The organism is Alteromonas lipotrueae, assembly GCF_019249255.1.
In the GTDB taxonomy this organism is placed as follows: Bacteria; Pseudomonadota; Gammaproteobacteria; order Enterobacterales; family Alteromonadaceae; genus Alteromonas; species Alteromonas lipotrueae.
The window spans coordinates 132755-156463 of sequence record NZ_JAESDJ010000001.1 but is presented as its reverse complement, the minus strand read 5'-3'; the positions used below and the strand labels follow the sequence as shown (position 1 = coordinate 156463).

Here is a 23709-nt window from a genome sequence, read left to right as displayed (position 1 = left end):
GAAGGAAGTAGATTTTCAAGCAGAAAATAAAAAACCCGGCATAAGCCGGGTTTTTTGCACAATATATAAAACGTAGAATTAACGTTTTGAGAATTGTGGACGCTTACGTGCTTTGTGTAGACCCACTTTCTTACGTTCAACTTGACGAGCGTCACGAGTAACGAAGCCAGCTTTACGCAGAGCAGGACGTAACGTCTCATCGTACTCCATAAGAGCACGAGTGATGCCGTGACGAATTGCGCCAGCTTGACCGTTAGAACCACCACCTTTAACAGTGACGTATAGGTCAAACTTTTCCAACATTTCAACAAGTTCTAGAGGTTGACGAACAACCATGCACTCAGTCTCGCGACCAAAGTACTCGTCTAGAGCACGTTTGTTTACTTGAATGTTACCTGAGCCTGGACGCAGGAACACACGAGCGGTAGAACTTTTGCGGCGGCCGGTGCCGTAGTATTGAGTATCTGCCATGTCGATTGCCCCTTAGATGTCCAAAACTTGTGGTTGCTGTGCTGCGTGCTTATGTTCAGCACCAGCGTAAACTTTCATTTTACGGAACATTGCACGGCCTAGAGGACCTTTTGGCAGCATTCCTTTCACTGCTTTCTCAATAACCATTTCTGGTTTGAAAGCTAGCAGCTTTTCAAAGTTAGTTTCTTTCAGACCACCTGGATAGCCACTGTGTGCATAATAGATTTTGTTCAATGCTTTACGGCCAGTAACCGTAATTTTGTCAGCATTGATAACTACAATGTAATCACCAGTGTCCACGTGAGGTGTGTACTCTGGCTTATGCTTACCACGAAGGCGCAATGCGATTTCTGAAGCCAAACGGCCTAGAGTTTTGTCTGTGGCGTCAACCACGTACCAGTCACGTTGTACCGTTTCTGGCTTTGCAACAAAAGTTTTCATTTAAATATCACCCGAATAATATCGTCGTTACTGATTTCTGAACACCAGAAATCACCATAAAATCAACACAAAGACCCCTTCGAGCCGGTCGATTCTTCCACCTTCCCAAAGGTGGGCGTAACTGGGCAGGGCGCGAATTATACAGGTTTTGATGAAAATGCGAACCCCTAATTTGCAATTAGGGGGAGTTTTCTGCACAAAGTTTCTACAGAAACAGTGACAAGCTTAGTTAATTCCGTTAATTTCAAAGGGCAAACCATTTTAGAAGAGAATAAACAGGAAAATAATGCGCTTATCGGCTGTTTTTTTAGTTGTGGTTCAACTTCTGGCAAGTGTTTATGCTAAAGCCGAATCTGGTAACGTCACTCTCACACGGGCATTTGCCGATGACGATTATGGTTTTTATCAGCAGAAAGTACTTGAGGCTGTATTGTCTGCAACCCCCGAATATGGAAACACGCAGATTTCCTTGCACCCCCACCCTATGTCACAAAGTCGACAAGTAGTATCCCTACTACAGGGTGATGCAGATGTAATGTGGAGCGTGACTAATGCTGAACGTGAGAAATTATTAACCCCCATTAAACTCCCCCTTCTAAAAGGGTTGGCTGGGTACCGAGTATTTGTGATTGCAAACGATGCCCAACATAACTTCGCACAGACATTAACCACCGATGAGCTTAAAACCCGCACCTTGGTGCAGGGGAACGATTGGCCTGACTTGCACGTACTCAAATCAAATGGATTTAATGCGGCAGGCGAAGAATGGAGTTTATGGTTTACATCAATGTACACCATGGTAGAAAAAGGCATGGTGGATGGTTTCCCTCGAAATGTTATTGAGGTAAATGGAGACTTAGCGCGTCATGCAGACAAGCCTATTACTATCGATAAAAATCACCTTCTTGTTTATCCCAACTATGAATACTTCTTCGTACGTCCGGACGATGCTGCTTTAGCAAAAAGAATTCGTATTGGCCTGTCACGGCTGATAGAAAACGGCACACTTGAAGCCATATTTAATCAATTCGAAGCTCATAAACTCGCCCTTTCATTGGCAGACGAGCCTCATCGAACCAGGCACTCACTACAGAACCATTTTCTACCCTATGTGCTTGATTACGCGCGATGGGATTTAGAGAAAGAGAAAGCCATCAAGGCACTGACAAGCGAATAAATAACCAACTTCACCATTTTTCTTGTTTTATACCCCGAATTACTGGTAAAACACCCGCCTAAAATACGACTTATAATCAATGAGGAACCCACAATGCGCAGTAAATGTGGACTTATCGCTGTTTTCATCTCTCTTATACTTTATGCAAACCCTACCTTCGCTGACAACAATCACACATTGCTTGGTATTCAACAGCAATGGGCGTCAATCAATTATGACGCAGATAGCAGCGAGAAAGAGAAGGCGTTTATAGCGCTTATCGCTGATGCTGAAGCCTTTGTTGCATCATCGAATAACAGTGCCGAAGCCCTCACGTGGTTAGCTATTACCCAATCTAGTGCTGCGAAAGCTAAAGGTGGCCTAGGTGCGCTCGATTTCGCCAAAGCAGCTAGAGCAAACCTTGAAAAAGCATTGCAGCAGGATGAGCAAGTATTAGAGGGTACAGCATTAACTGTATTAGCGGCGCTATATCACAATGTACCTGGCTGGCCTGTCGCGTTTGGCAGTGACAAAAAAGCAGCGCGCTTGTTTGAAAAAGCGCTAGCGCTTTACCCAAACAGTATGGACGCACACTACTTTTACGCAGAATACTTGTTTGATGATGGTGAGTATGAAGAGGCTGCTCGACACTTAACACTAGCCAAAAGCGCACCTGAAAAACCAAACCGCCCTATTGCAGACAAAGGCCGAAGATCGGAGATAGAAATATTAGAAGCCAAGGTAGCGAAAAAGCTTTAACGGCTAAGCTTTAGTAAGACCGGTAAAGCGTTATGAATTAGCAGTGGTGATTTTTGCTTGCTGCCATAGTGCTTCCATCTCATCAAGCGTCATATTAGCTAATGGTGAGCCCTTACTCACGGGCTCGCCGTCTTTTATAGACAAGTCTTCACACGCTATTTTATGGGCTGATTCTGCTTTATAGGCTAAAAACTCTACCGCTCTAAAACGTTTAGCAAATTTGTTGCTGGCGTTGCGCAGCGCCGTATCAGCATCAACTTTACAATGTCTTGCCACATTAACCATAGCAAATAATGCATCACCAATTTCCTCTTCTAAGGCTTGCTGATTGACAGTTTCGGCATCAAGCTCTTGTTGAATTTCTTCAACTTCTTCTCGCACCTTGTCTAAAACAGGCTCAGCTTCAGGCCAATCAAAACCCACCTTTGCACACGCTTTTTGTAGTTTTTGGGCATACATTAATGCTGGCATTCCCACCGGCACATCATCAAGAAGACTGGGGCAAGCCGGTTTATTGTCTTTTGGCGTCAATGTGGTATTCAAGTTTTGCTTTAAAGCCTGTTGTTTAAGTGCTTTTTCTTTGGCTTTTATACTGTCCCACTGTGCAGTTAAGCCTTCCTCGCTGCTTGGCTGCGCTGAGGTATTGCCAAATACGTGTGGATGACGACGGGTCATTTTGTCGCTAATGCTTTTCGCAACATCATTAAAGGTGAAGTTGCCTTCTTCCTCTGCAATGCGGGAGTAGAACACCACTTGAAACAACAAATCCCCAAGTTCATCACGAATATCTGAAGGCTCCCCTTTCGCAATGGCATCAGCCACTTCGTAAGCTTCTTCAATAGTATACCGAGTTAAGCTGTCCATGGTTTGCTGAACATCCCACGGGCACCCAGACTTAGGGTCTCGAAGCTTCGCCATTATCTCTTGAAGTCGTTTTACCTCAGGCAACTCAGAATTGTTTGCGTTTTGCATCCGTAATGCCTTTTAATTGACGTAATCGTGCGAGCACTTTTGATAAGGTATCTAAGTCTTGTACTTCAATTGAAATGGTAATTAGCGCCGTTTGTCTGTGTTTATCACTTAAACTATTCACACCCAGTAATGGCACGTTTTCATTTGCCAGCACGGTAGTGATATCACGCAGTAAACCGGTTCTGTCGTGGCAGAAGATATCGACTGAGGTTTCAAAACCTACTTTAAGTTCTTGTGACCAGTTCACCTCAATTTGACGTTCTGGGTGCTGCTCAAGCAAATGCTGCAATTGATCGCAGCTTTCTTTGTGCACGCTTACGCCACGCCCTTGCGTGATATAACCCATAATGGGCTCACCAGGAACCGGTTTACAACAATTAGCGAGCTGGCTCATCAAGTGGCCAACCCCTTGTACGACCACGGCGTCCTTTTTACCTGCGCCCTTAGCCGTACGCTTTGTTTTTACTTTAGGGCTAATTTCAGGCTCTTCTGGCTCTGGTTCTTGTAAGAAGTGAATGAAGTTAATAACTTGCATCACTCTCACATCACCTGTGCCTATTGCCGCATAAAGATCATCAGCACTATGACCGTTAAACTTCTCGTACACTTCACTGGCTATTTTGGTGGGCAAGTGGGCGCGATGCAGTTCGCGCTCTAGCAGCTCTTTACCTGCGGTTAGGTTTTTATCCCTATCTTGCTTTTTAAAGTACGAATGAATAGTGGCACGGGCGCGAGATGAGTGCACATAGCCCAAGCCTGGATGCATCCAATCGCGGCTAGGATTTAGCTCTTTACCGGTGAGCACTTCCACTTGGTCGCCACTATGCAGCTGATAAGTAAAAGGCACAATTCGCCCATTGGCTTTCGCCCCAATACAGCGATGCCCTACATTGCTGTGAATATAGTAGGCAAAGTCGAGTGGCGTAGCACCTTGAGGCAAGTCGATAACATCGCCTTTCGGGGTAAACACATACACGCGATCATCAAACACCTGACTGCGCAACTCTTCCACCATATCGCCAGATTCGGCCACTTCTTCCTGCCAAGCAAGAATACGGCGAAGCCAATTGATACGCTCATCGTAACCCGATTGTTTGCCGGTACTGCCTTCTTTGTACTTCCAATGCGCAGCAACGCCTAACTCGGCGTCTTGATGCATTTTGTGTGTACGAATTTGAATTTCTACAGGCTTTCCTTCAGGGCCCACAATAACGGTATGAATAGACTGATAGCCGTTAGATTTGGGGGTGGCAATATAATCGTCGAATTCGTTGGGTAAATGCTTGTAGCTAGCGTGCACGGTGCCAAGCGCGGCATAACAATCTTGTAACCGCTCAGCAATAACCCGCACGGCACGTATATCGAAAAGTTGTTCGAAGGTTAAGCGCTTTTTCTGCATTTTTTTCCAAATGCTGAAAATGTGTTTTGGCCTACCATACACATCGGCGCGAATGTTTTCGCTATTCATTAATGTTTGAAGATCATCAACGATGCCATCGATATAATCGGCTCTCTCTCGACGTTTACCATCTAGTTGCTTGGCGATTTGTTTGTAGGTGATAGGGTGCAGATAGCGAAAGGCTAAATCTTCCAGCTCCCACTTTAATTGACCAATACCTAAACGGTTAGCCAAAGGGGCATAAATGCTGGCACACTCGCGGGCCACCATCACCCGCGTTTCTTCATCCGCTCTTTTCGCTTGTTGAAGCGCGCAAATACGTTCTGCCATTTTAATCACTACAGCGCGAACGTCTTCAACCATAGCAAGCAGCATACGACGAATACTATCAATATGTTGTTCATCGGATTTTTCGTTGAAAGGCGAACCATTGGCTTTTCTAGCGTGCAAAGTTTTAATGGCGTCCATACGCCTTACACCCACAACTAAGTCACGAATTTCACCATCAAATTCTTGTTCAATATCAGCTTCGGTTAAACAATGTTGCTCGCAGTAGGGAAAGACCAATGCCGCTTGTAGCGTAGCGTCATCCATATTGAGTTGACAAAGAATTTCGACCATTTCTTGGCCGACGAGAAGGCGCTCTGGCATTGAGGATACACTGCGCAGTTTATCTTTCGTTTCATCACTTAAATCGAGGCTGTCTAACCATACCTCAAAAGGAGGTCTATCGGCTGCATGTACTTTTCTTGTTGTCACCATAACCGCTGCTCGCTATTGCTGTTGGCGTGTAAATAGCGCCATCGTTTCCATATGATGGGTAAAGGGGAACATTTCAATTACACCCGCTTTTTGCATTTGATAACCTCCATCTATCAGAACACGCGCATCCCGCGAAAAAGTGTTCGGGTTGCAAGAAACATACACTATCGTATTTGGTGTAGCGCGGACCAGTGCATGACAAACTGTCAATGCCCCCTCACGAGAAGGGTCAAGTAGTACTTTATCGAACCCACCCGCTAACGCTTTATCTACTGATTTCTCGTCAGCTAAGTCAAGCTGCATCCAGTCAACATTGGAAATGCCCTGTTTGAGGGCGTTACTTTTGGCACGCTGCACCATTTCAGCAACCCCTTCCACCGCCCTTACCGTAGCGCCGCTGTTGGCAATGGGCAAGGTGAAATTACCTAAACCACTGAACCAATCGGCGATGCGCTCACCGGCTTTTGGTGCCAACCATGACAAAGCTTGCGCCACCATTTTTGTATTTACTTCTGCGTTCACCTGAACAAAATCATTAGGCCCTGGTTGCAAATAAAAGCCGTCTACTGTGTTACAGGTGATTGGCGCTACTTCATGCAATTGGGTAAAATCGCCATTACCGTCTTCGATGGTCATATTCACGTTTTGTTCCGCAGCAAACTGGGAAAGCGATGCAATAAAGTCGTTGGCTAATGAACGGGTATGTTTCACTGTAACTTGCACCGTATTCTCACCCGCCAATAAGCTGATGTGCCCGACAAGACGAGCGCTAGCAAAGCCTGCAATGGCAGATTTAAGTGGCGCGATAAGCTGACTTAGTGATTCAACCAAAACCGGGCAACCACCAATATCAACAATGTTTTTGCCCGCGTTTTCTCGAAAACCGAGTTTTATTTTCTCTGGGTTTCTTGCATCAATCGCTAGGCGGGCCTTACGACGATATCTAGGCCTACCACCGCTGATAGGCGCTTGCCATGCCCCGTCGTTAAAATCGAGTTTACGCTGAAACATGCTTTTAAGGGCATCGTCTCGTAGTGCGAGGGCTTCATGGGGATCTACGTGCTGAAGCTGGCAACCACCGCACTGATTTGCCACCGCACAAAATGGCTTTTGGCGATGGTCTGAGGGGGTATTCACCTTAGTGACTTTTGCGTTAACAATCTGCTTGTTGCTTGAAAGCGCTTTTATTTGTACGGTTTCACCAGGTAAAGCACCATCTACGAAATATAAGGTTTCACCCCGAGCAACGCCCTGCCCCTGCCAATCCATACCATCAATGGTTACCACTTCATTAGCAGCATTAATGTCATCAACCGAGGGCCATGATTGTTTAGTTTTTACAATGTGCTGCTTTTCACCTGAGCCTGCACCGCGCACCCGCCCTTTTACGTTGCTTTTGTTTTTGCCCTTGCTAGGTTTATAAAATATGGCCACGTGGTGCTCCCGTTACATTAATTTTCAAGAATAACGGTAGCAACCGCATAGTGAGTTTCATCGGAAATGCTTATTACACTAGAGGTAATGGCTCGCTGCTTACATAGCATGGCAACCTCTCCAGTAAAGTGAAGTTCTGGCGCCCCTAAAGCATTGTTGCGCACTTCGATATGTTGCCAACTGACGCCGTTACCAATACCTGTACCCAACGCCTTCACCGTTGCCTCTTTGGCGGCAAAACGCTTCGCTAAGTAGCGCACTGGCTCATTGCTGGCAACATAAAGGGTAAGTTCGTAAGGCGTAAGCACACGTTTCGCGAGGCGCTCTGTGGTCGCATCGCTTTTCTTCAAACGTGCAATTTCAATAATGTCTGTGCCTAATCCAGCTATGGCCACTAGGTATTCTCTTTGTTGTTGCTTGCGTTGACGTGCTGCTGTCGAGATTCGAACTTACACGCCGCTTCGTGCTTCTAGCATAAGTTGACGCATATCAGCCACTGCAGTGGCAAGGCCATCAAACGCCGCCCGTGCAATAATCGCATGGCCAATATTCAACTCGATAAGTTGAGGGATAGCCGCAATCGGTTTGACATTATGGTAATGCAAACCATGACCAGCATTCACTTTTAGCCCTAGTTTATCGGCATATTCAATGCCTTCCACTAACCGAGCTAACTCTTCGCCAAGCTCTGCTTCGCCGGTTGCTTCAGCATACTGCCCAGTATGAATTTCAATATAAGGCGCACCGCATTCCACAGCAGCATCTATTTGCTTTTTATCTGCATCAATAAACAAAGACACTAAAATGTTCGCAGCTGCTAAACGCTCACAGGCTTGTTTCATCACGGGTAAATTGCCCGCTACGTCAAGGCCGCCCTCAGTGGTTAGCTCTTCACGTTTTTCGGGCACTAAGCAACAAAACACCGGTTTTACTTCTTCGGCAATAGAGAGCATTTCATCGGTAACCGCCATCTCTAAGTTTAGGCGGGTATTGATAGTTTGCGCCAAAATGCGAACATCTCTGTCTTTTATATGGCGACGATCTTCGCGCAAGTGAACGGTAATACCGTCTGCTCCAGCGCGTTCTGCAACATCAGCAGCATGCACAGGATCGGGGTAGTTGGTGCCACGGGCATTTCGAAGTGTGGCAATGTGATCGATGTTAACGCCAAGAAGAAGTGTACTCATTAACAGATACCTATAGTAGAACAAGTATTTGGCAATCAGCGATTAATAGAAGTTTCGCCTATTGCCTGTCTAAAATTGATTGAACCTCATTGTAACAAACTTTCGAACTGTCACGTGGTAAAAAGCGCCATTAAATATGCGTAACACTTATCATTTTAATGTTTTCGCACCACAAATAACTCTCTACTTTTTAGCGGTTTATCGCCAACTAGCGGCTTGAGTAAATCGCGGCATAAGACTTTTGCCACCCGTTTGCTCATGGGTGTAAATTCACCTTGAGCTAATGCAAGTAGCGCACTACCCGGCAATCCCTTGCGCGTATAGCCATTTGGCACATCGTCTGGCAGTGCACAAAAGCCAAATTCCGGCTGAAGCACATAGTGTTTTTCAGCCTCGATAGGCATTTCATATTCTACATCTTCAGTGAAATCAGGCAGTAATCCCATTTCATCTAGAAGTGACAGTTCAAACTTTCGCAGGGTAACTTCAATATCCTCATCGCGGAAAAGCGCCATTAGTGCCTGCTCATAAGCTTCAAACACCGCGTCACTGGCAAGGCCAGCAGGCATTATTCGGTTAGTGAGCTCATTGAGGTACATGGCACAAAATAATGGCGTGCCCGCTAAATTAATAGAAGGTGCGGTACTTTCAACGTGCCGCAAATTTTTCAAATCAGATTTACCAGCAAGTTGAAGCTTGAGGGCTTGAAAAGGTTGAAGCAGGCTTTTCTTATCAGATTTACTGTTGCGTACACCTTTTGCCACGGCACTCACTTTACCGTGTTCTAAGGTAAAGAAATCGACGATATAACTGGTCTCCCGATAGGCTCGGCGATGCAACACAAAAGCAGTCAACCAGTCGTTGTTCATTCATCTTCCCGTGTTTTTTTCAGCAGTTCTGGTATTTAATTTTAGTGAAGGTAGCGTTCTTGCACATTTAGCTGACTAAAGGGCTTAGCTTCGTTTAATGCGTACCACTTTCATGGTTTCAAACTCAATACCTGCCACCTCTTCTACCTGACGGTAGTAAGTAATATTAACCCGCGCCCCTTTCAAGCTTTGATACTGCTTTTTGCGGCGGTAGATAAATGGCACGTCAATACCTTCAAGCATTACCGTATGACGTATCCAGTCTTCTTCTTCACGTTGAACGTGAGACACCACCTTCATATTATCAGACTGATTTAACTGGCCGTGCTTGCTGATTAATTTGTCAGTCTCTGATTTCATATTATTTACCTTGCACCGCGTTATATTCTGGTGTGTGGGCTTTATGCGCTTTCTAGCTGCTCAACAATAAGCTGTACCGACTCTTGGCCGCGAAATACGTTAACATCTAATCGGTAGGCAATGCGTACTTGTTTTACCATGGCATTCGGCCACACTTTAATATCAATATTAAAGGCAATGGCATCCACTTCGCCAACCGAAGGCTCTCGTAGTACCAACTTCAAGTGTTTTTCACCCACCAGTCGTTGTTGCACTACGTGAAACTCGCCATCAAATAATGGCGATTCAAAGCCTTGCCCAAACGGGCCAGCTTGCCTAAGCAAATGCGCAAAAGGCAATGACAGCTCTTGACCTGTCAGGCTGCCATCAGACAATAACACTTGATTACCATCAAGCTTATCCATGTGCTGCTTTGCAATGTCAACAAAGGCGTGTTCAAAAGCCGCTAAGTTAGCAACGGGCAAACTTAACCCTGCTGCCATCGCGTGGCCACCAAACTTGTCAATAACGCCCGGGAAACGCGTATTCACTTCATCGAGTACATCGCGAATATGTACCCCAGGAATAGAGCGAGCTGAGCCTTTTATTGTCATATCATCTTGATGAGCGAAAGCGATAACGGGTTTCAAATACTTTTCTTTTAAACGCCCCGCCACAATACCAATAACACCTTGGTGAAAATCGGCTTGATACACCACCAACGCGGCAGGAATATCACCTTCAGTGAGAGACATTTTTTCGAGCACTTGTTCCGCTTGTGCCTTCATACCCGTTTCTATTTCTCGGCGTTCACGGTTAAGTGCATCTAGTTCCGAGGCAATCATGCGGGCTTGCATCGTGTCGTTTTCCAAGAGGCAGGCAATGCCTTGAGACATATCGTCCAGCCTGCCAGCGGCATTTAAACGGGGGCCAATAACAAAACCTAAATCGGTTGAAGTAAGGTGAGCACAATCACGATTAGCCACTTCAACCAATGCTTTAATACCCGGTCTGCATTTACCTGCACGAATACGCTGCAGGCCTTGATGTACCAAAATTCGGTTGTTTTTATCTAAAACCACCACGTCGGCCACCGTACCTACGGCTACAATATCTAGTAACGATGCCAAATTAGGCGCTGGAAGATTTTTTTTAGTAAACCAATTACGTTGTTGTAGTTCGGTTTTAAGCGCTAACATGATGTAAAACGCCACACCTACCCCAGCTAAGTTTTTAGAAGGGAAAGTACAACCGGGTTGATTTGGGTTCACAATAGCATCGGCGGGGGGAAGATCGTCCCCAGGTAAATGGTGATCGGTTACAATAACATCTATACCTAACGCTTTTGCATGGGTAACCCCTTCAATACAGGCAATGCCGTTATCAACCGTAATAATAACGTCGGCACCCTGTTGCTTGGCGATATCCACAATAGGCACGCTAAGGCCGTAACCAAAATCAAAGCGATTTGGCACTAGATAATCAACCTTAGTAAACCCCATCATTTGCAATGAATGGATACACACTGCAATACTGGTGGCGCCGTCGGCATCGAAGTCACCCACAATGATGAGCGTTTTTTCTTGCTCAATAGTGTCAGCCAGAATACTTGCCGCACCGGCCATGCCTTTTAGCTCATTGAAATGGGTAAGGCCCTTCAGCCCATTTTCTAATTCACTAACATCTTGCACGTTTCTACCGCGATAAATACGGTCTATTACAGGGTGCAAAGTAGAAGCAAGAGGGGCGTCACCAGTTTCACGGCGCACTACAGGCAATATCATCGACATTCATCACTACGGTTAATTAGAGGGCAATAATACCCAAGGGAATGAGGTAGGTAAAATCAGAACATAAAAAAACGCACCTAGCCTAAGCATTAACTTTTGCTATGGTGCGTTTTAGAAAAATTGAAATTGGCGCTATTCGGCTTGTTCAATAGCCTGTGCAATCATACCCGCAGGTTGATACCCAGGTATTAGCGAGCCATCTGGCAACACGATGTTAGGCGTACCATTTACACCCAATTTTTGCCCTAACAAATATTGCTCTGCAACGTTATTAGCACATTTAGCGGTTGCCACATCGTTGCCCGATTTTGCGTCAGTTAATGCTTTTTGCGGGTTCACTGCACACCATACCGACACCATATCTTGGTAATTCTGGCTGTCTAAACCAGCACGAGGAAAGGCCAAGTAATTTACGGTAATACCCATGTCGTTTAAGTCGCCGACTTCTTTATGAAGCTTTCGGCAGTAACCACAGGTGGTATCGGTGAAAACACTGATCACATGCTTCTCGTTTTTAGCTTTAAACGTAATCGCCGATGGAGCCATCTCTTTAACGCCTTCAATACGAAGACTCGAATAAGCGACTTCGGTTTCATTACGCATGCCTTCATCAATATTGAGAATACGCGCCTGAACCAAATATTTAGCATCATCGCTAACATAGAAGAAACCGCGATTGGTAGATACTTGTACCAAGCCTGGAATGGGTGAGTCGGCAAGAGAGTCAACCTCTAGCCCCAGCATATTAGTCAGCTTACTTTTAATTGCCGTTTCGTCAGCTGCGCTTGCGACATTCGCGAAAAGGCTCGTAGTGAACACCAATGCAACCAATAAGCTAAATTTTACTACTTTCACTATATTTACTCCGACAGCAACCATGCTTTCAAAATATTAAAATGGGATATAACTAAGACCGCTCATGCATGAGAAAAATTTCATTTACGCATTTCACTAAAGCGATATTTAGCAAGTATTTAACGTAATGCTATCACACCACTCGCTGGGTAACACTGAAGTTTGCCTTACCAATTAGTGGAGTTATCCCCGAGGGTGATGGCTGTGAATGAGCGTTTGTAAGCGCTCTGTCGCCACATGCGTATAGATTTGGGTCGTCGACAAGTCGCTGTGCCCCAACAACATCTGCACAACACGCAAATCGGCACCATGATTGAGTAGATGTGTGGCAAAGGCATGACGCAAGGTGTGTGGAGACAGGTGCTGTTCAATGTTGGCTTTCACAGCATAATATTTAATACGATGCCAAAAGGTTTGCCGCGTCATTTTTTGACCACGTTTACTCAAGTAGACATAGTCTGATTGCTTAGTCGCGAGTACAGGGCGGGCAGTCTTAATGTAAGTTAACAGCCATTCTATAGCGTCTTCGCCAAGTGGCACTAACCTGTCTTTGTTACCTTTCCCGGTAACCCGAACCACGCCTTGCTGCAAACTTACCTCGCTCATTTGTAAACCGATAAGCTCACTAACTCGCAATCCTGTAGCATAAAGCACTTCCAGCATGCTTTTATCACGACATTCTATTGGGTCTTCTACTATCGGGGCTGCGAGTAAATCTTCGACTTGGCGTTCACTTAACGAGGCAGGCAAAGATTTTGGTAGTTTGGGGTTTGATAAGGAAGATATAGGGTTATCTACCCGTATTTGCTTACCGATTAAATACGTATAAAAGGCCCGTAATGCACTCATTGCACGTTGTGTGCTTCGTGCTGAGAGTCCCTTGTCGTGGCGGTAAGCCAAGTAGTCTTGCATCATTTCGGTGGTCAGTACCGCTATGTCTTTAATGCCTTGGTTATTACAGAATATAGCCAGTTTAGTTAGGTCGGTACGATAGCTTTGTTGAGTATGATCAGACAACCCCTTCTCAAGCCAAAGCATGTCTATGAAGCCATCGATATGCGCCTGACTCACGGCAGGCACATAGGTAAGATCACGCTTCATTAAAAGCCACGCATTTGTTTTATAAGCTCGTAGGCAGACTGAATATCTTGGGTCTTTTTCTTCGCCATTTCCATGGCTTGTTCAGGCAATCCTTTAGATACAAGCTTATCGGGATGATGCTCTGCCATACGTTTTCGGTAAGCACGTTTAATGGTTTTTTCATCATCAGACCCAGTAACGCCCAAAATACGATAAGCATCATCAAGAGATTGTTTTTCAGTATAGGCGCTTTGTTGCGAAGAACGCTGCTGGCCATGGGGGCCCTGGCCACTTTGTCCGCCCCGCTGCCTAAAGCGTATTTCAGCTTCAAACATGGAAATCAGATAATCGAGATCTCGGCGCCTAAAACCCAGTGGCTTCGCTACTTTTTCTAGTACCACATACTCTTCTTGCGTTAACTTTCCATCGGCAAATGCCGCTTGAATCAATATTTCCAAGAAAACTTGTAATATATCTCTGCGACCATGGCTGGCCTCGTACAACCCTTTCAACGTATCAGTAATAGGGAAGTCTCTGGCTTTACCTTCACGAAACGCTTCTTGCGCTTCTTTGCGCGCATCACCGGTTAACTTCATGTCATCCATCAGCGCTGTGGCGATTTGAATTTCACGGCTTGTTACTTTGCCATCGGACTTCGCTAAATGACCCAGCGCCGAGAACAAGCTATGAAAGAATACCGCTTGTTGCTTCATGCTATTTTGATCGGTAAAGAAGCGGCCGAATCCGCCAAGTTGATTAAAGTCTTGGCTGTAAGCCTTATCAAAGAAATGCCCTACGATTAGCCCTAAAATAGCACCGGGGATTTTTAAAAACATAAACCCAAAAAGTACACCAAGGATTTTCCCCCACACGGCCATGTCTGCATTCTCCTGTAATCAATAGCGCATTGTTGATGATGATTTGCACCTAGCCAACGCCTGAAATCGTTGTTTAAGCACTATGATCTGCAAGCCCTATAAGGCTATAAAAATAACGTCATCATTAGAAGTAGGTATAGCTTGACGCTTTTCAAGCTAAAAACTCGTCTATTCACTTCATTAATTGAGTATTTTTTTATCCAATAAGTCAGTAAATATGCGGTAAATCACTATTTAGATAAAGAGAAATACGATTTTTTTAATCCAATGGTTGGTAAATACAACAGAAGTGCTTAGAATTGACGGCGAATTACATTGCGTTAACTGCCAACGCTACTAGGTTGGCGTATTATTAACTCTATGCAGAACTATATGTGCGCCTTAAGGTCACATCATTATAGTGTAAGCAACGAATAACAAAACAGGCCATTCACCACCGCATGAAAAAGACCTGCGCCATGCTTGTTTCCGCGACTTTGTCTACTCACGTCGCGTTTGCACAGGAAGCTAATCCAGAATCAGTCTCACCGCTAGCCTTTTGCTCGGTGGAGCCCATTGTCTTTAAAAGCTCTGCACTTATGCCTAAGGGGCATGTAAAGGTGGAAGCCAACCGAACTGAAATCATCGAAAATAAAGTGGCACTGTTTTCAGGTAATGTTGATATTACGTCTGATAGCGCCATCATTAGTGCGTCTCAAGCACAAGTCAATGGCAATGGTGAAGACGTACTGGCAAAAGGCGATGTGCATTTTCGCGATGCACAGTTAAGCGTAGAAAGTGATGCGGTGTCGCTTCGTTCAAAAGAAGAACGCTTAGAAATGCAAAATACCCGTTATCAATTGACCGGGTTTGTTGGACAAGGTGCTGCCGAAGACATATTGGTTGATACCAATGAAGGTATTATTTTACAGGAAGTGAGTTTTACTACCTGCCCTGAAGGCCATGAAGATTGGATGATTCGGGCAAGTGAGATCAGTATTGAAAAAGGCACAGCATGGGGTAAAGCGAAACATACTCGGTTCTATATTGCGGATGTTCCTGTTTTCTACCTTCCCTATTTTGCATTCCCTGTAAGTAATGAACGTCAAACGGGCTTATTGTTTCCAGAGATAACAAGCTCTAGCAATGCAGGTATTGATTACACTCAGCCGTTCTATTGGAATATAGCCCCTAATTTTGACATGACCATTTCGCCTCGGGTGATGACCCAGCGTGGTGTTCAGCTAAATACAGAGTTTCGTTACCTAACTGAAAAAAGTGAAGGAACGGCTTACGTCGAGTACTTGCCAAGTGACAGTGATATTGACGGCTCACCCGATCGATACTTCTACCGTTTACAGCACCAAGGGCAACTTAATGAAAATTGGGTGTTGGGAGTAGACTTCAACGGATTAAGCGATGATAACTATATTGTCGATTTAGGCTCTGATTATTATAACAGCGCAGATACACACCTTTACCGTACCGTAAGCCTGGGTTATTACACCCGTGATTTAACGGTAAATATGCAAATAAAAGACTTCGAAATATTGGGTGATACCGCCGATAGTTACCGTGCGTTACCAGAAGTTAAGATTGATTATCGCACGCCTTTTGGTCGCTATTTCGAATTTAGTGTGAACTCTGAACTAGCGTATTTTGATAACACTTCCGAAACCGCACCAACAGCAACCCGCTTTCATGTAGCCCCTACCCTTGCTATGCCTATTCGTGCTGCATGGGGTGAATTTGTTGCTGAAACCACCGTGTTGCAAACTGTCTATAAACAAGAAAATATTCAAGATACTGACTTAGAAGAAAATGTAGAGCGTACTTTAGGTCAAGCTCGCCTATTCGGGGCGCTGTATTTCGAAAAAGATTCTTCATGGTTTGGTAAAGATACCGCCATGACGTTAGAACCTAAAATTCAGTATCTTTACACCTCGTATGAAGACCAAACAGCGATTGGGCTGTATGATTCAACGCCTCTGTTAACCGACGTTGAAGGGTTATTCAGAGGACAAGAATTTACCGGATTGGATAGAATTTCAGATAACAACCAAGTTACCCTCGGCATAACCAGCCGAATATTGGATAAAAACAATAGGGAACAATTTGTACTTAGCTTGGGTCAGATATTCTACCTTGAAGATAACAAGGTCATTGCCGCGACTAAAAATCAAGACCGTTCGGCGCTAGCCGCTGAGATGGACTGGCGGTTTAACAAAAACTGGTACGCCCATTCTGATATTCAAGTGACCACCGACACCGACAAAGTTGACTTAAGCAGTGTTGGCTTAGAATATCGACAAGATGCAAAGCGATTTATTCAGTTAAGTCATCGATATGTTCGTGATTTAAGTGGTGAAACCATTGACCAAGTGGGAATATCGGCGAGTTGGCCGATTGCTGAAAACTGGCAATGGGTGGGTCGAACTTACCGTGACATTGAGCGCGACCGCAGTATTGAGACTTATGCAGGTATCCAGTATGAATCCTGCTGCTGGGCAATACGATTAGTGGCAGAAAGAAGTTTAAGTAACCGCTACGATTCATCGGGAGAGCAATCTACCGACGATTTCGATACTGGTGTGTCATTACAATTTATATTCAAAGGTATCGGTACGTCTGGTACACAAAGAAGCATGTTACAAGATGGCATGTTTGGCTATCGTCAGCCATATAGTTTAAATTAATCCGTTGTAGCGTAGGGAGTAGCCCTACGTTAAGCATTAACCAATAATAAAAGAGTGAGTATGAAGTTCATAATCCGGGCCTTGTTAGTCAGTGCAGTGTTGTCGTTTAGCAGCTACGCGCAAGAAGTAATGCTTGACCGCGTAGCGGTTATTGTCGATCAGGGTGTTGTACTTCAAAGTGAAGTAGATGCACTGATGAATGACGTTAAACGTAACGCAGAGGCAAATGGGCAAGACCTTCCTTCTGACCGCGCACTGCGTACTCAAGCCATTGAGCGTTTGATCACCAAGAGTCTTCAGTTGCAGATGGCACAAAGAATGGGTATACAAATAAGCGACCCACAGCTTGAACAAACCATTGCAAATATTGCTGCAAACCAAAATACCACGGTCGATGAATTACGCAGACAATTGCGTTTAGAAGGCATCGCTTATGAAGATTACCGTGAAGATATACGCGAAGAAATCGTGATGGGTGAAGTGCGTCGCGCGAATGTTCGTCGCCGTATTTATATTACCGATCAAGAAAGAGAAACCCTTATTGAACTCATGGAACAACAAGGTGCAGAACAAGAAGAATACCGTCTAGGCCACATTCTTGTTGGTTTCCCATCTGATCCTTCTGACGACCAAATCAATGCAGCAAGAGAGCGAGCAGACAAAGTACTTTCTCTATTAAATTCTGGGTCAGATTTTGCTAAAATAGCTATCGCATCATCATCAGGTAACGAAGCGTTAGAAGGTGGTGACATGGGTTGGCTGAACATTAACGCTATGCCTACCTTGTTTGCTGAAGCGATTCAGGGTAAAGCAAAAGACGAGCTAGTCGGCCCTATCCGAAGTGGTGCTGGTTTTCATATCTTGAAAGTATTAGATACTCGAGGCATTGAAAAAGTCACTATTGAAGAGGTTAACTCTCGTCATATTCTCGTTAAGCCTTCAATCATACTTAGTGAAGACAAAGCAAAAGCGATGCTAGTTAAGTTCAGAACTCAACTTGAAGCGGGTGAAGTTGAATTTGAAGAGCTCGCTAAAGAACATTCAGAAGATCCAGGTTCAGCCCTTAAAGGCGGCGAACTTGGTTGGTCAGATCCAAACAACTACGTACCAGCTTTTAAAGACGCCCTTGCGCAATTATCAGCCGGTGAATACAGCGACCCAGTACGTTCAGTACACGGTTGGCACTTAATCCAATTAATCGATAGACGTGTAGACGACGCAACAGAGCGCCGCAAAGAAGACAAAGCGTATCAGCTTATTTTCAATAGAAAGTTTGCAGAAGAAACGGAAAACTGGTTACGTGAAATGCGCGACGCTGCCTACATTGAAGTTATCGAGTAATATATAGAAGCATAAATGACACCGATAAAAATTGCAGTAACACCAGGTGAGCCCGCCGGTATTGGGCCAGACTTAATAATAAAGCTGGCTCAAGAATCATGGCAGGCTCAGTTAGTAGTATTCGCCGATGGCGAAATATTAGAGACCAGAGCGAAAGCACTTGGTTTACCGCTTACATTGCTTCCTTATGATGCATCAAACCCGCAGGTTCAGCCCGCGGGTTCGCTGTTTATTAAGCAAATAGATAAAGCCGCCGATGTGGTTGCCGGAACCCTAGATAGCGAGAACGGTTTATACGTAGTAGAAACCCTTCGACAAGCATGCCAAGCAAACATGGAAGGTGACTTTCATGCGGTAGTCACCGGGCCGGTGCACAAGGGCATTATCAATAAAGCTGGCGTATCTTTTAGTGGCCATACCGAGTTTTTTGCTTATCAGTCCAATACGATTGATGTTGTCATGTTGTTGGCAACAGAAGGCTTAAATGTCGCACTAGCAACTACTCATATTCCTTTAGAATATGTGTCTCGCGCCATTACTAAAGAACGCCTTCACAAAGTGCTCCATATTATTAACACCGACTTTAAACTAAAATTTGGTGTTCGCAATCCGCATATTTACGTGTGTGGGCTTAACCCCCATGCAGGTGAAGATGGACATATTGGCACAGAAGAAATTCAAACCATTATTCCGGCGCTAAACGAGTTACGTGAAGAAGGGCTAAATATTACCGGGCCACTTCCTGCCGATACTATATTTCAGCCTAAATATCTGGAAGATGCAGACGTTGTGCTAGCGATGTACCACGACCAAGGCCTTCCCGTGCTAAAATATAAAGGGTTTGGTGCTTCGGTTAACATTACCCTTGGCCTCCCATTTATAAGAACATCCGTCGATCACGGTACTGCACTCGATTTAGCAGGCCATGGTAATGCCGATCCTGGCAGTTTCAGAAAAGCATTGGAAAAAGCCATTGAGCTTGCACATCATCAACAATGAGTAAAACACATTTAGGCCACACGGCCAGAAAACGCTTCGGACAAAACTTCCTACACGACGATTATGTGATTGGACAAATCGTGTCGGCCATTAATCCGCAACACGAACAAAACTTGGTTGAAATAGGCCCCGGATTAGGCGCGCTCACCGATCCAGTTTGCGATGAAGTTGAAGCACTTACCGTTATCGAGCTTGACCGAGATTTGGCTAAGCGTTTACGAGAACATCCGTTTAACGGCGATAAGCTAACTGTTATTGAACAAGACGCGATGACCATGGATTTCACTGAGCTGGCTAAAACTATGCACGTGAAAGATAAAGGGTTGCGCGTTTTTGGTAACTTACCGTATAACATTTCAACACCGCTTATGTTTCACCTGTTCTCTCACGCAGCGTGCGTAGATGACATGCACTTCATGCTACAAAAAGAAGTGGTGAACCGTTTAGCCGCAGGGCATGGCTCTAAAAGCTATGGTCGATTATCGGTAATGGCGCAATATTATTGTAAAGTTATGCCGGTACTCAATGTACCACCAGGTGCCTTTAAGCCACCCCCAAAAGTTGATTCTGCGGTAGTACGTCTAATCCCACATAAAACACCGCCAGTGGATGTGGTATCAGTGGCTACCCTTGAGCGAGTATGCGCACAGGCGTTCAATCAACGTCGCAAAACAATACGAAATTCGCTGAAAGAAAGTCTTACTGAAGCACAAATCAGCGCGCTGGGTATAAACCCAACCGTAAGGGCTGAAGTACTATCCTTGCAGGATTTCGCCACATTAGCGAATGCAGTATCAGCGTTAGAAGAAGCACAAGAAAATTAAAGTTAGCTTATGAATGAGTCTGAAATTAAGGTGCGGGTGAAAACCCGTCACCTGCCCGAGCACCTCCCCTCTGATTCGCCACAATTTGCGTTCGCTTATCACGTGACCATTGTGAATGACAGCCAAGAAACGGTTCAACTTATTAATCGTTACTGGCAAATTACCGATGCTAACGGTAAAACATCAGAGGTGAGCGGCTCAGGTGTTGTTGGAAAACAGCCTATATTAAAACCAGGCGAAGATTTTGACTATACCAGTGGGGCTGTACTTGATACCCCTGTAGGTAATATGCAAGGCTATTACGAAATGGAGCGTGAAAACGGGGAACGTTTTCGAGTTCCGATTGAAGTATTCCGTTTAGCGGTTCCCAACATTCTTCACTGATTTTTGAGATTTATGACTTATCGCAACACCTTCGTCGTGGGTGATATTCAAGGCTGTTATCGCGGGCTACAGCAACTGCTGGAGAAAGCCGAATTCTCTGCGGATAAAGATAAACTCTTCGCCGTTGGCGACCTAGTTGCCAGAGGCGAAGACTCGTTAAGCACCTTAAGGTTTCTAAAAAGCTTAGGTAGCAGTTTCGAGACAGTGCTAGGAAATCACGACCTTCACTTGCTGGCGGTAGCGAACAACATTCGCAAACCTAAGAAAGCTGATAACCTTGAGCCTTTACTTAATGCTCCCGACTTAAAAGCACTACTCGATTGGCTTCGTCAATTTCCCTTAGCTAAAAAAATTAATGTTAACCATACCATCGTACATGCCGGTCTCTACCCACATTGGAGTACAGACACCCTCGTCAGCTTAAGCGATGAAGTTAGCAAACAGTTACAAGCGAAGCACTATACTGACTTTTTAAAAAACATGTACGGCAACACACCGGTCACGTGGTCTGATAAACTTGAAGGTGTACCACGAACCCGCTTTATTGTGAACGCATGCACTAGAATGCGCTTTCTAAACGCAGATACTAGTTTAGAGTTTGAGACCAAAACCCACCCTGCTCAAGCTTCGAAATCGGTTACGCCTTGGTTCAAGATAGACAATGCTCACCTCCAGGCGCAAGAACAGGTTCTTTTCGGTCATTGGGCTGCACTAAACAGCGAGACGCAAGATAATCGTTTTGTCGCGCTAGATACCGGGTATGTTTGGGGTCAAGAAATGACCATGCTGGATATCAATACAGGTAAACTCATCAGAGTACATGCGTAATTTGCTTAATTGATGCAGCAGACTACTAAATCGCATATTCTTGTGCTTTACTTGTTAACTTAATGGCTTACCTGCCGATACTTTGGTTATATACGTTAGTCTATAATCCCATTACCGTTCATGTTATACATTTTAATACCTTCCTCTAGGGCATTGGGGTGTATTTTGGACGTAGTGCGGGGTAGTATCGTCACGCAAAAAAATAAAAAATAGTCTAGGAGTTTCAATGAAGATTACAGTAGCCACTCGCGTAATCGGCGGTTTTGTAGCAATTACTTGTCTACTGATTGTCATTAGCGTTGTTTCGTTGTTCAACCTCAATTCCATCGGTTCAGCAACCGAAGAGGTAAATGACATAGCGCTTCCTACAGTAGCGGGTAGTAACGCCCTAAAAGCGAACTTCCTAAACATGGGTAGATTGACGTTCGAAGCCTATATTGAAGAGGATTTATCGGGTCTTCAAGAAAAGCGCACAGCATTCAATAAAAGCCGAGATATGTTCGAAGCTGAATATAAAAAGCTTGCCAGTGCAGTTGCCGACGAACCAGAACTTCAACGTAAATTGAATAGCATTCGTGCCTCCTATGACAATTACATAAAGAATGTTGAAGCGGTTTATCTGAATCACCAAAAATTTATGGACATTCGCAACACCATTGACGATCGACTAGGTGACGCTGAAGATAACGCTGACGATGCATCTACTTACTTACTAGACTTCTCTGACCTAGATACAGTGCAAAGCGATCCTAACCTTAGACGCGCAGCCGACATTGGTAGTCAACTAGAAACCTCACTACTCTCTCTACTTACCGTTTCATATGAATACGTAAAGACCGAAACTATCGTACGCTCACAAACCCTAGGTAACGAAGTTGACTTGGTGGTAGACAAGGTTGCTACTTTGCTTAGTGATATGGGCCAAGCAGCTGGACAGCGAGATCAATCTGGTACCCTTAGCGATATTAATGAATTGGTAAACGATGCCCTAAACGCTATTAAAGCCAGTGACGGCGTTATGGCGCTGCATGTAGAAAGACTAGAGCGCAGAAATGATTCTGAAAGTGCGCTGAATGCGTCAGATAAAAATATTGCGAACGGTATTGTGGAACTTGAGCAGCTTCTCGCCCTTGCAGATGCCAAAGCAAAAGACATCGAAAACCAAGTTAACAGCGCTATCACTACAGGTAATATTATTATTAGTGCAGTGGTTATTCTCTCTATCGCGATAGCTATCATTATTGGTTACATAACAGTACGCGCGATTACTCGCCCGCTTTACCGCGTGAACGAATTACTTACCGTGGCATCATCTGGAGACTTAACACATCGCCTAGACGATTCTGCTCAAGATGAGTTTGGCTTATTAGCTAAAAACTGTAATAACCTAATTGGCAACCTCAAAGAGCTGATTTCAGGAATTAATACCCGTGCAGAGCAACTTGCCGCGGCATCAGAACAAACCTCAGCCGTTACCGCGCAAACCACGCATTCAATTCAAGATCAAAAGTCACAAATTGGTCAAGTGGCAACGGCCACTACAGAAATGCATTCTACCTCGCAATTGGTAGTGCAAAACGCTGAAGATACACTGAGTCAAATTCGCCATGCTGACGCAGAAGCTGAAAATGTACGTCAAATCTCGCTTGAGAATAAACGTATTATCGAAATTCTTGCAAAAGACGTACAAGACGCAGCAGATGTTATTAACAAACTTCATCAAGACAGCGCCAGCATCGGTGGCATTCTTGATGTTATCCGCGGCGTGGCCGACCAAACTAACCTTCTAGCCTTGAATGCGGCCATTGAAGCTGCACGTGCGGGTGAGCAAGGTAGAGGCTTTGCGGTAGTTGCTGATGAAGTACGTACGCTAGCGAGCCGTACGCAACAGTCTACGCAAGAAATTAACGCTATGATTGAGGTGCTTCAAGCGGGTGCTGAACGCGCGGTATCGGTAATGAATCAAGGTAAAGAGCAGACCGTAGCGTGTGTCGAGCAAACGGAAAAAGCGACTCAGGCGCTTGATATTATTTCTGAAGCTGTACATAAAGCCCACGACGTAAGTTCTCAAATTGAACAATCAGCACGTGAGCAAAATACCGTGTCTCAAGAAATTAGCGAGAAGCTTGAAACTATCGTTAATATTGCTGAAGAAACTACGTCGGGTGCTCAGCAAACCTCTGACTCTAGCCACGAAGTGGCAAGGCTTGCTGAAGAACTACAGCAATCTATCCGTCAGTTTAAGGTATAACACCACATTGGGTAT

General features: G+C 44.8%; 22 protein-coding genes. 9 read left to right on the top strand and 13 right to left on the bottom strand.

Annotation, left to right across the window (positions count from 1 at the left end; genetic code table 11):
• Positions 1 to 78 precede the first annotated feature (78 nt).
• The gene (gene rpsI / locus KYS23_RS00625; RefSeq protein ID WP_013785377.1) at positions 79 to 471 is read right to left on the bottom strand and encodes a 30S ribosomal protein S9; all 393 of its coding nucleotides are present in this window, start codon (positions 469 to 471) and stop codon (positions 79 to 81) included.
• Positions 472 to 483: 12 nt separating this feature from the next.
• Positions 484 to 912 (bottom strand): 50S ribosomal protein L13, encoded by a 429-nt coding sequence (gene rplM / locus KYS23_RS00620; RefSeq protein WP_013785378.1) that lies wholly within the window; start codon positions 910 to 912, stop codon positions 484 to 486.
• Positions 913 to 1198: 286 nt separating this feature from the next.
• On the opposite strand from rplM, the gene KYS23_RS00615 reads away from it, so the two are divergent.
• Positions 1199 to 2089, top strand: coding sequence for a type 2 periplasmic-binding domain-containing protein (locus KYS23_RS00615; protein ID WP_159528808.1), 891 nt, complete (start codon positions 1199 to 1201; stop codon positions 2087 to 2089).
• 93 nt (positions 2090 to 2182) lie between these two features.
• A complete protein-coding gene (locus KYS23_RS00610) occupies positions 2183 to 2827 on the top strand; it encodes a tetratricopeptide repeat protein (protein WP_218417891.1) in 645 nt (214 codons plus the stop codon).
• Positions 2828 to 2857: 30 nt separating this feature from the next.
• On the opposite strand, the gene mazG is transcribed toward KYS23_RS00610, so the two are convergent.
• The 11 genes from mazG to djlA all read right to left on the bottom strand — a co-directional run bounded on the left by mazG (position 2858) and on the right by djlA (position 14392).
• On the bottom strand, positions 2858 to 3799 hold the full coding sequence (gene mazG, locus KYS23_RS00605) for a nucleoside triphosphate pyrophosphohydrolase (RefSeq protein ID WP_218417890.1): 942 nt from the start codon (positions 3797 to 3799) through the stop codon (positions 2858 to 2860).
• Positions 3777 to 5960, bottom strand: coding sequence for a GTP diphosphokinase (gene relA, locus KYS23_RS00600; protein WP_159528802.1), 2184 nt, complete (start codon positions 5958 to 5960; stop codon positions 3777 to 3779). The genes mazG and relA overlap by 23 nt, the downstream gene beginning before the upstream one ends.
• A gap of 12 nt (positions 5961 to 5972) precedes the next feature.
• Entirely contained in the window at positions 5973 to 7394 is a 1422-nt protein-coding gene (gene rlmD, locus KYS23_RS00595) for a 23S rRNA (uracil(1939)-C(5))-methyltransferase RlmD (RefSeq protein ID WP_159528800.1), read from the bottom strand.
• A 17-nt stretch (positions 7395 to 7411) separates the two neighbouring features.
• A complete protein-coding gene (gene acpS, locus KYS23_RS00590; protein WP_159528798.1) occupies positions 7412 to 7789 on the bottom strand; it encodes a holo-ACP synthase in 378 nt (125 codons plus the stop codon).
• Between the two features lie 54 nt (positions 7790 to 7843).
• On the bottom strand, positions 7844 to 8581 hold the full coding sequence (gene pdxJ / locus KYS23_RS00585; RefSeq protein ID WP_159528796.1) for a pyridoxine 5'-phosphate synthase: 738 nt from the start codon (positions 8579 to 8581) through the stop codon (positions 7844 to 7846).
• 155 nt (positions 8582 to 8736) lie between these two features.
• Positions 8737 to 9450 (bottom strand): DNA repair protein RecO, encoded by a 714-nt coding sequence (gene recO / locus KYS23_RS00580; RefSeq protein ID WP_218396229.1) that lies wholly within the window; start codon positions 9448 to 9450, stop codon positions 8737 to 8739.
• An 84-nt stretch (positions 9451 to 9534) separates the two neighbouring features.
• On the bottom strand, positions 9535 to 9810 hold the full coding sequence (locus tag KYS23_RS00575; RefSeq protein WP_159528792.1) for a hypothetical protein: 276 nt from the start codon (positions 9808 to 9810) through the stop codon (positions 9535 to 9537).
• Between the two features lie 41 nt (positions 9811 to 9851).
• Complete coding sequence (gene recJ / locus KYS23_RS00570) at positions 9852 to 11573, bottom strand: single-stranded-DNA-specific exonuclease RecJ (protein WP_159534363.1); 1722 nt, start codon at positions 11571 to 11573, stop codon at positions 9852 to 9854.
• Between the two features lie 138 nt (positions 11574 to 11711).
• Entirely contained in the window at positions 11712 to 12434 is a 723-nt protein-coding gene (gene dsbC, locus KYS23_RS00565) for a bifunctional protein-disulfide isomerase/oxidoreductase DsbC (protein WP_159528790.1), read from the bottom strand.
• A 183-nt stretch (positions 12435 to 12617) separates the two neighbouring features.
• Entirely contained in the window at positions 12618 to 13535 is a 918-nt protein-coding gene (gene xerD / locus KYS23_RS00560; protein WP_159528788.1) for a site-specific tyrosine recombinase XerD, read from the bottom strand.
• Positions 13535 to 14392 carry a co-chaperone DjlA gene (gene djlA, locus KYS23_RS00555; RefSeq protein WP_218417889.1) on the bottom strand — a complete coding sequence of 286 codons (858 nt, stop codon included), beginning with the start codon at positions 14390 to 14392 and terminating at the stop codon, positions 13535 to 13537. The genes xerD and djlA overlap by 1 nt, the downstream gene beginning before the upstream one ends.
• A 440-nt stretch (positions 14393 to 14832) precedes the next feature.
• Between djlA and KYS23_RS00550 the strand changes: the two genes are divergently transcribed.
• From KYS23_RS00550 to KYS23_RS00520, 7 genes are all read left to right on the top strand, one after another.
• A complete protein-coding gene (locus tag KYS23_RS00550) occupies positions 14833 to 17067 on the top strand; it encodes an LPS-assembly protein LptD (RefSeq protein ID WP_218396231.1) in 2235 nt (744 codons plus the stop codon).
• A gap of 54 nt (positions 17068 to 17121) precedes the next feature.
• Entirely contained in the window at positions 17122 to 18408 is a 1287-nt protein-coding gene (gene surA / locus KYS23_RS00545; RefSeq protein WP_269748487.1) for a peptidylprolyl isomerase SurA, read from the top strand.
• A 15-nt stretch (positions 18409 to 18423) separates the two neighbouring features.
• A complete protein-coding gene (gene pdxA / locus KYS23_RS00540; RefSeq protein ID WP_013785394.1) occupies positions 18424 to 19407 on the top strand; it encodes a 4-hydroxythreonine-4-phosphate dehydrogenase PdxA in 984 nt (327 codons plus the stop codon).
• Positions 19404 to 20231: a 16S rRNA (adenine(1518)-N(6)/adenine(1519)-N(6))-dimethyltransferase RsmA gene (gene rsmA / locus KYS23_RS00535; RefSeq protein WP_218396233.1), complete on the top strand. Its 828-nt coding sequence runs from the start codon at positions 19404 to 19406 to the stop codon at positions 20229 to 20231. The genes pdxA and rsmA overlap by 4 nt, the downstream gene beginning before the upstream one ends.
• Positions 20232 to 20240: 9 nt before the next feature.
• A complete protein-coding gene (gene apaG, locus KYS23_RS00530) occupies positions 20241 to 20615 on the top strand; it encodes a Co2+/Mg2+ efflux protein ApaG (protein WP_013785396.1) in 375 nt (124 codons plus the stop codon).
• A gap of 12 nt (positions 20616 to 20627) precedes the next feature.
• Entirely contained in the window at positions 20628 to 21443 is an 816-nt protein-coding gene (locus KYS23_RS00525; RefSeq protein ID WP_218417888.1) for a symmetrical bis(5'-nucleosyl)-tetraphosphatase, read from the top strand.
• 226 nt (positions 21444 to 21669) lie between these two features.
• A complete protein-coding gene (locus tag KYS23_RS00520) occupies positions 21670 to 23694 on the top strand; it encodes a HAMP domain-containing methyl-accepting chemotaxis protein (protein WP_159528776.1) in 2025 nt (674 codons plus the stop codon).
• The last annotated feature ends 15 nt before the right edge of the window (positions 23695 to 23709 follow it).

What these genes read in the sequence shown, in the direction of transcription:
- rpsI (WP_013785377.1), bottom strand. Translation starts at nt 471, where the DNA reads ATGGCAGATACTCAATACTACGGCACCGGCCGCCGCAAAAGTTCTACC.
- rplM (WP_013785378.1), bottom strand. Translation starts at nt 912, where the DNA reads ATGAAAACTTTTGTTGCAAAGCCAGAAACGGTACAACGTGACTGGTAC.
- KYS23_RS00615 (WP_159528808.1), top strand. Translation starts at nt 1,199, where the DNA reads ATGCGCTTATCGGCTGTTTTTTTAGTTGTGGTTCAACTTCTGGCAAGT.
- KYS23_RS00610 (WP_218417891.1), top strand. Translation starts at nt 2,183, where the DNA reads ATGCGCAGTAAATGTGGACTTATCGCTGTTTTCATCTCTCTTATACTT.
- mazG (WP_218417890.1), bottom strand. Translation starts at nt 3,799, where the DNA reads ATGCAAAACGCAAACAATTCTGAGTTGCCTGAGGTAAAACGACTTCAA.
- relA (WP_159528802.1), bottom strand. Translation starts at nt 5,960, where the DNA reads ATGGTGACAACAAGAAAAGTACATGCAGCCGATAGACCTCCTTTTGAG.
- pdxJ (WP_159528796.1), bottom strand. Translation starts at nt 8,581, where the DNA reads ATGAGTACACTTCTTCTTGGCGTTAACATCGATCACATTGCCACACTT.
- recO (WP_218396229.1), bottom strand. Translation starts at nt 9,450, where the DNA reads ATGAACAACGACTGGTTGACTGCTTTTGTGTTGCATCGCCGAGCCTAT.
- KYS23_RS00575 (WP_159528792.1), bottom strand. Translation starts at nt 9,810, where the DNA reads ATGAAATCAGAGACTGACAAATTAATCAGCAAGCACGGCCAGTTAAAT.
- recJ (WP_159534363.1), bottom strand. Translation starts at nt 11,573, where the DNA reads ATGATATTGCCTGTAGTGCGCCGTGAAACTGGTGACGCCCCTCTTGCT.
- xerD (WP_159528788.1), bottom strand. Translation starts at nt 13,535, where the DNA reads ATGAAGCGTGATCTTACCTATGTGCCTGCCGTGAGTCAGGCGCATATC.
- djlA (WP_218417889.1), bottom strand. Translation starts at nt 14,392, where the DNA reads ATGGCCGTGTGGGGGAAAATCCTTGGTGTACTTTTTGGGTTTATGTTT.
- KYS23_RS00550 (WP_218396231.1), top strand. Translation starts at nt 14,833, where the DNA reads ATGAAAAAGACCTGCGCCATGCTTGTTTCCGCGACTTTGTCTACTCAC.
- pdxA (WP_013785394.1), top strand. Translation starts at nt 18,424, where the DNA reads ATGACACCGATAAAAATTGCAGTAACACCAGGTGAGCCCGCCGGTATT.
- rsmA (WP_218396233.1), top strand. Translation starts at nt 19,404, where the DNA reads ATGAGTAAAACACATTTAGGCCACACGGCCAGAAAACGCTTCGGACAA.
- apaG (WP_013785396.1), top strand. Translation starts at nt 20,241, where the DNA reads ATGAATGAGTCTGAAATTAAGGTGCGGGTGAAAACCCGTCACCTGCCC.
- KYS23_RS00525 (WP_218417888.1), top strand. Translation starts at nt 20,628, where the DNA reads ATGACTTATCGCAACACCTTCGTCGTGGGTGATATTCAAGGCTGTTAT.
- KYS23_RS00520 (WP_159528776.1), top strand. Translation starts at nt 21,670, where the DNA reads ATGAAGATTACAGTAGCCACTCGCGTAATCGGCGGTTTTGTAGCAATT.